Source organism: Streptomyces sp. WAC06614 (assembly GCF_003949795.1).
In the GTDB taxonomy this organism is placed as follows: domain Bacteria; phylum Actinomycetota; class Actinomycetes; order Streptomycetales; family Streptomycetaceae; genus Streptomyces.
Genome location: NZ_RPRY01000415.1, coordinates 1 through 5,171, shown reverse-complemented (window position 1 = coordinate 5,171; position 5,171 = coordinate 1). Strand labels below are relative to the sequence as shown.

The window sequence follows — 5,171 nt, the reverse complement described above, 5'->3', positions numbered from 1 at the left end:
ATGGGGGTGTGACGGGCAGCGGGGGCTCTCCGGGCCGGCGGGGACGGGCTCCGAGCCGGCCCCTCGCGCTGACGGCCATGCTCTTCGCCGTCGCGATGATCTTCGTGGACCAGACGATCGTCAGCATCGCCGCGCCGAGCATCGTCGAGGACGTCGGCCTGACGTCGTCCGGGATGCAGCGGGTGGTCAACGCCTACCTGCTCGCGCTCGCCGCGTTCTTCGCGCTCGGCGGCCGGCTCGCCGACGTCCTCGGGCACCGACGGGCGGTGGTGAGCGGCACGCTCGTCTTCGTCGCCGCGTCCCTCCTGTGCAGTGCGGCGCCGGCCGGTGACCTCGCCGAGAGCTGGCTCGTCCTCTTCCGCGCCGCCCAGGGGCTGGGCGCGGCACTGGTGTACCCGGCCGCCCTGGCCGTCGTCGTCGAGGCCTTCCCGGTCGGCGAACGGGGCCGGGCGGTGGCCCTGTTCATCGTGCTCGCCAGCGGGTTCACTGTGCTCGGGCCTTTGCTGGGCGGCTGGCTGACCGTGTGGACCTGGCGGGCCATCTTCTGGGTCAACGTGCCCATGGCCGCGGTCGCGCTGGTCCTCACCCGGCTCGCCCACGTCCCCTCCGTCCGACGGCCCGAACGCGTCGACGTGCCCGGTGCCGTCCTCATCGCCCTCGGCATGGGGCTGAGCGTCCTCGGGCTCCAGCAGGCCTCCTCCTGGGGCTGGTCCGCCCCCGCCACCTGGGCGTGCGTCGGCGGCGGACTCGCCGTCCTGGCGGTCTTCTGCCGCTACGAACTGCGCACCGAGCAGCCGCTCGTCACCCTGCGGGTCTTCCGCGAGCGGGCGTTCACGGCCGATGTCCTGGTCCTCTTCTTCGCCTCGCTGACCCTCCTGCCGGTCATGTTCTTCGCCTCGGTGTACGCCCAGACCGCCCTCAGCGCCTCGCCGATCCAGGCCGGGCTCTACCTGCTCTCCTTCTTCGCCGGCTTCGGCATCGCGGCCCAGGGCGGCGGCCGGATCCTCGACAAGCGCGGTGCCCGGCCGGCGATGCTGCTCGGCACGGCGTTCGGGTGCGCGGGCTTCGCCCTGTGGGGGGCGAAGCTGACCGACCTGTCGCCCCATGCCCAGTGGCCCTACGCCGTCCTCGCCGGAGCCGGCATCGGCCTGTTGCTCTCCCCGGCCTCCACCGACACGGTGAACCGGGCCATCGGGGCCTCGTACGGGGAGGTCACCGGTGTCACCCAGACCGTGCGCAACTACGCGGCCGCCGTCGGCATGGCCGTCTACGGCACGGTCCTGATCCACGTCACGACCGACCGGGTCGCGGCGACGCTGAGCGCGGCGGGTGCGTCGGCGGGCGAGGTCCGGGGTGCGGCCCGAGCCGTCGCGGAGGCGGTCACCGGCCATCCGGACGACCACCGGCCCACCGGCGAGGGCCCGACCGCCGCCCTGATGCGGGGTGCGATGGGGGCCTTCCGCGCGGACTTCGCGGAGGGCAACCAGTGGGTGTTCTACGGGATGGCCCTCGCTCTGGGCATGGCGTTCCTGTGCGCTCTGCTGCATCCGGGGACCCGGGTGACGGACGGGCCTACGGGCGCGGCCACGGACGGGACCACGGACGCGAGGCGGGAGGACGCGAGGCGGGACGACCGCCCTTGACGTCCCCGCCGGCCACGCTCGCGGCCCACAGCCGGCGGCAGGACCAGAACGCGGCGGCCAGCAGCAGGCCGTTGCGGACGACCATCAGAGCGGTGCCGAAGGCGTTGCCGGCCATGACGTCGGAGTAGTTGAGGGGGTAGGCCAGCGCCGTGACCGGGGTGGCGGCGAGCACCAGCCGGGCCACCGGACGCTGCGTGGTGCGCCGGCAGCTCAGGCAGACCGCGGCGAGCCCGAGCAGCCACACCAGGTACTGGGGACTGAGGACGCGGCTGGTCACGACGAAGAGCAGCACCGCGCACAGCGCGGCGTCGAACGGGGTCGCGGCCGTCCAGCGGCGGGCCCTGACCCGCCACAGGAGCAGCCAGCAGAACGCCACCGCGGTGAGCCCCAGCATCAGGTGCGCCACGCTCGACACGTACGGTCCGACGTACTCCAGCGACCCGTACCGGTAGGCCACGTGCCCCTGCCAGAGCCCCAGCAGCCGGGCGGCCTGGAGGGCGGTGCCGCCGACGGATTCGATCTGGATGCCGCGCTCCTGCTGGTTGCCCAGGAAGTCGAGGGAGCCGCGGAAGAGGACGGCGAACACCGCCAGCAGGGCGAGCGCCGCCGCGACCGCCGAGGCCCAGGCCTGCCGCGTCCCGCGACCGCGCGGCGTCCCCAGGAGGACGAGGGCCGGCCAGACCTTCACCATGGCGCCCAGCCCGGCCAGCGCCCCCGCCGCCCGCGGGCGGCGCCGCACGCAGAGCAGCGAGAGCACCGCGAGCGCCGTCACCTGGAGGTCGTAGCGGGCGTACGGCACGTGCAGCAGGAGCGGCAGCCCGGCCAGCCACAGCCACATGCCTGCCCTGCTGCCCCCGGACGACCGTCCGGCCCGGGCCAGGGCCACGGTGACCAGGACGTCGCACAGGACGACGACGGCCACGAACCCCTGGAAGAAGGTGAGGAACGGCAGGGCCTCGGGCGACAGCAACACGGCCGCGGCGCCCGGCGGGTACTGCCAGATGGCGTCGTGCACCGGGAACCGGCCGGTGACCAGCACCTCGTACCAGCGCCGGTAGATCCCCGTGACCTCGCCGGTGACCCCTCGCTGCCCGATCGACTCGTGCACGAGGAGGTACACCATCACCGCACGCGTGAGCACCCACAGGGCGGCCGTCCCCACGACGTGCCGCCCCGGGAAGCGTCCCTCCCGCTGTGCGGACGAAGGGCCCGGGGGCGAAGGTTCCGCCGTGGCGGCGGTCGTGGCGCGGGACTGTTCGGCGCGGGACTGTTCGGCGCGGGACTGTTCGGCGTGGGTCTGCATGGCCCCACCAGTCTCCGGACCACTCTCCCGGCCGACGCTCCGCCGATCGGACGACGCCAGGGGGGCATTTCCCGCCCGGGCCGGACCGCGTCCGCGGCCCCGTAGCCTTGGACCGCATGAGGTGGAGGAACATCGTCGGCGTGCTGCACCGGCGCGGGGTCGACGCGCTCGTGTGCGCCGGGGCCGTCCTGGCGTGCCTGGTGGTGTCGGAGGCGCGCGCCTTCGACGTGCACCCGCGGGTCGTGGACGACCTGCTCCGGCGGGTGCTCAGCGAGGTCCTGCCACCGTGGGCGCCGGTGGGGTCCGTACGTGCTGCCGTCGTCCCCCTGGCCGGTGGCGCCCTGCTGTGGTGGGGGCGCAGGCGCGCCCCCGTGGCGGTGACGGCCGTCCTGCTGCTGGCCTCGACGGTGACCGGTCTGCTCCCCGCGGCGGCGGTGGCCCTCGCCCGGGTCGCCGCCCGGCGGTCGCGGCGTGAACTCGTGGCGCTGACCGGGCTGGCGTGCCTCCCGCTCGCCCTGGCACTGGAACGGGACCGGGCCTGGGCGGCGACGGCGGCCCTGCTGGTGGCCGTCGCCGTCCTCACCGGCCTGTACCTGCGGGCGCTGCGCGAGCAGCAGGACCGCGAACGCACCGAGGCCGCGCGGCACGTACGCCGTCACGAGCGCGAGGAACTGGCCCGGGAGATGCACGACGTCCTGGCCCACCGGCTGTCCCTGCTCAGCCTGCACGCCGGCGCCCTGGAGGTGAACCCGGGCGCACCGCGCGAGCAGGTCGCCCGGGCGGCGGCCGTCGTCCGGGCGAGCGCGGTGGGCGCCCTGGAGGACCTCCAGCAGGTCCTCGGGGTGCTGCGGACCGAGCCGCTCGCGGCGCCGGCCGACCGCCCGGAGCCGCCCCGGCCGGGGATCGCCGAACTGCCGTCCCTGCTCGCGGAGTCCGAGGCGGCGGGCACGCGCATCGACCTGCACGACGCGCTCGCCGCCGGAACCGACGTGCCCGAGCTCACCGGCCGTACGGTCTACCGGATCGTCCGCGAGGCGCTGACCAACGCGCGCAAGCACGCCCCGGGCCGGCACGTACGCATCGAGCTGAGCGGCGCCCCGGGCGACGCCGGACTGTCCGTGGAGATCACCAACACCCTGCCCGGCCCGGTACGGCCCCCCACGGCACCGCCCCTGCCCGGCAGCGGTTCCGGTCTGCGCGGCCTCGGCGAACGCGTCGCCCTCGTCGGCGGCGAACTCGCCCACGGCCCGCGCGACGGCCGGTTCGAGGTCCGGGCGAGGCTGCCGTGGCCGGCATGATCAGGATCCTGCTCGCCGACGACGACGCCCTGGTCCGCGCCGGCCTGCGCATGCTGCTCACCGCCGCCGAGGACATCGCGGTGGTTGCCGAGGCCGCCGACGGGCAGGAGGTGCCCGCCCTGGTCCGCGCACACTCCCCCGACCTGGTCCTGATGGACATCCGCATGCCGGGCCTCGACGGACTGGAGGCGACGCGTCTGGTGCGGGCCCTGCCCGAGCCGCCGCACGTGGTCGTCCTGACCACGTTCACCACGGACGAGTACCTCCTGCACGCGCTGCGGGCCGGGGCCGCCGGGTTCCTCCTCAAGCACACCGCCCCGGACCGCATCGTCGAAGCCGTCCGCCGGGCCGTGGCCGGGGAGCCGGTGATGTCGCCGGAGGCGCTGGGCAAACTGATCGGGAACGTCACCACCGCACCCTCGCCCACGGACGCGGAGCCCGGTGGCGGGAGGCCGGCGGGGGCGCGGTTCGCCTCGCTCGGGGAACGCGAACAGGAGGTCGCCCGGGAGGTGGCCAAGGGCCGCACCAACGCGCAGATCGCCGAGGACCTCTACATGAGCGTCCCCACCGTCAAGTCCCACGTCTCCCACATCCTCGCGAAACTCGGCCTGGACAACCGGGTCCAGATCGCGCTGCTGGTCTACCGGGCGGGCCTGTTGTAGCCACCTGCGGGGGCCCGCGCGGCGACTCCGTCTTTGGTCACCATCCTTTCGTCGGCGGCCGCAGACCTTGGGCCGATGCCGGCGTCCCGGCCCCGTCCGTAGCGTCGGCGCCATGAACCACCACACCGATCCCCTCCCCGACCACGCGGCACTGGAGACCGTGGGCCTGGGCCGCCGCTACCGGCGGGGCTGGGCCCTGAAGGACTGCGACCTGCGGATCCCGGCCGGACGCGTCTGCGCCCTGGTCGGCCCCAACGGGGCGGGC

At 75.0% G+C, this 5,171-nt stretch carries 4 protein-coding genes and 1 pseudogene; 4 read left to right on the top strand and 1 reads right to left on the bottom strand.

Translation table 11 applies throughout. The features are described from left to right. Window positions 1–77 precede the first annotated feature (77 nt). On the top strand, window positions 78–1,643 hold the full coding sequence (locus EF918_RS32065) for an MFS transporter (protein WP_125652428.1): 1,566 nt from the start codon (window positions 78–80) through the stop codon (window positions 1,641–1,643). On the opposite strand, the gene EF918_RS32060 is transcribed toward EF918_RS32065, so the two are convergent. Continuing rightward, window positions 1,573–2,946 (bottom strand): glycosyltransferase 87 family protein, encoded by a 1,374-nt coding sequence (locus EF918_RS32060; RefSeq protein WP_125652427.1) that lies wholly within the window; start codon window positions 2,944–2,946, stop codon window positions 1,573–1,575. The genes EF918_RS32065 and EF918_RS32060 overlap by 71 nt on opposite strands. Window positions 2,947–3,062: 116 nt before the next feature. Between EF918_RS32060 and EF918_RS32055 the strand changes: the two genes are divergently transcribed. The 3 genes and pseudogenes from EF918_RS32055 to EF918_RS38735 form a co-directional block, all read left to right on the top strand. Then, complete coding sequence (locus EF918_RS32055; RefSeq protein ID WP_125652426.1) at window positions 3,063–4,244, top strand: sensor histidine kinase; 1,182 nt, start codon at window positions 3,063–3,065, stop codon at window positions 4,242–4,244. Beyond that, a complete protein-coding gene (locus EF918_RS32050; protein WP_125652425.1) occupies window positions 4,241–4,906 on the top strand; it encodes a response regulator transcription factor in 666 nt (221 codons plus the stop codon). Before EF918_RS32055 ends, EF918_RS32050 begins: the two co-directional genes overlap by 4 nt. A gap of 112 nt (window positions 4,907–5,018) precedes the next feature. Then, window positions 5,019–5,171, top strand: a pseudogene (locus EF918_RS38735) (ABC transporter ATP-binding protein); the annotation flags it as partial.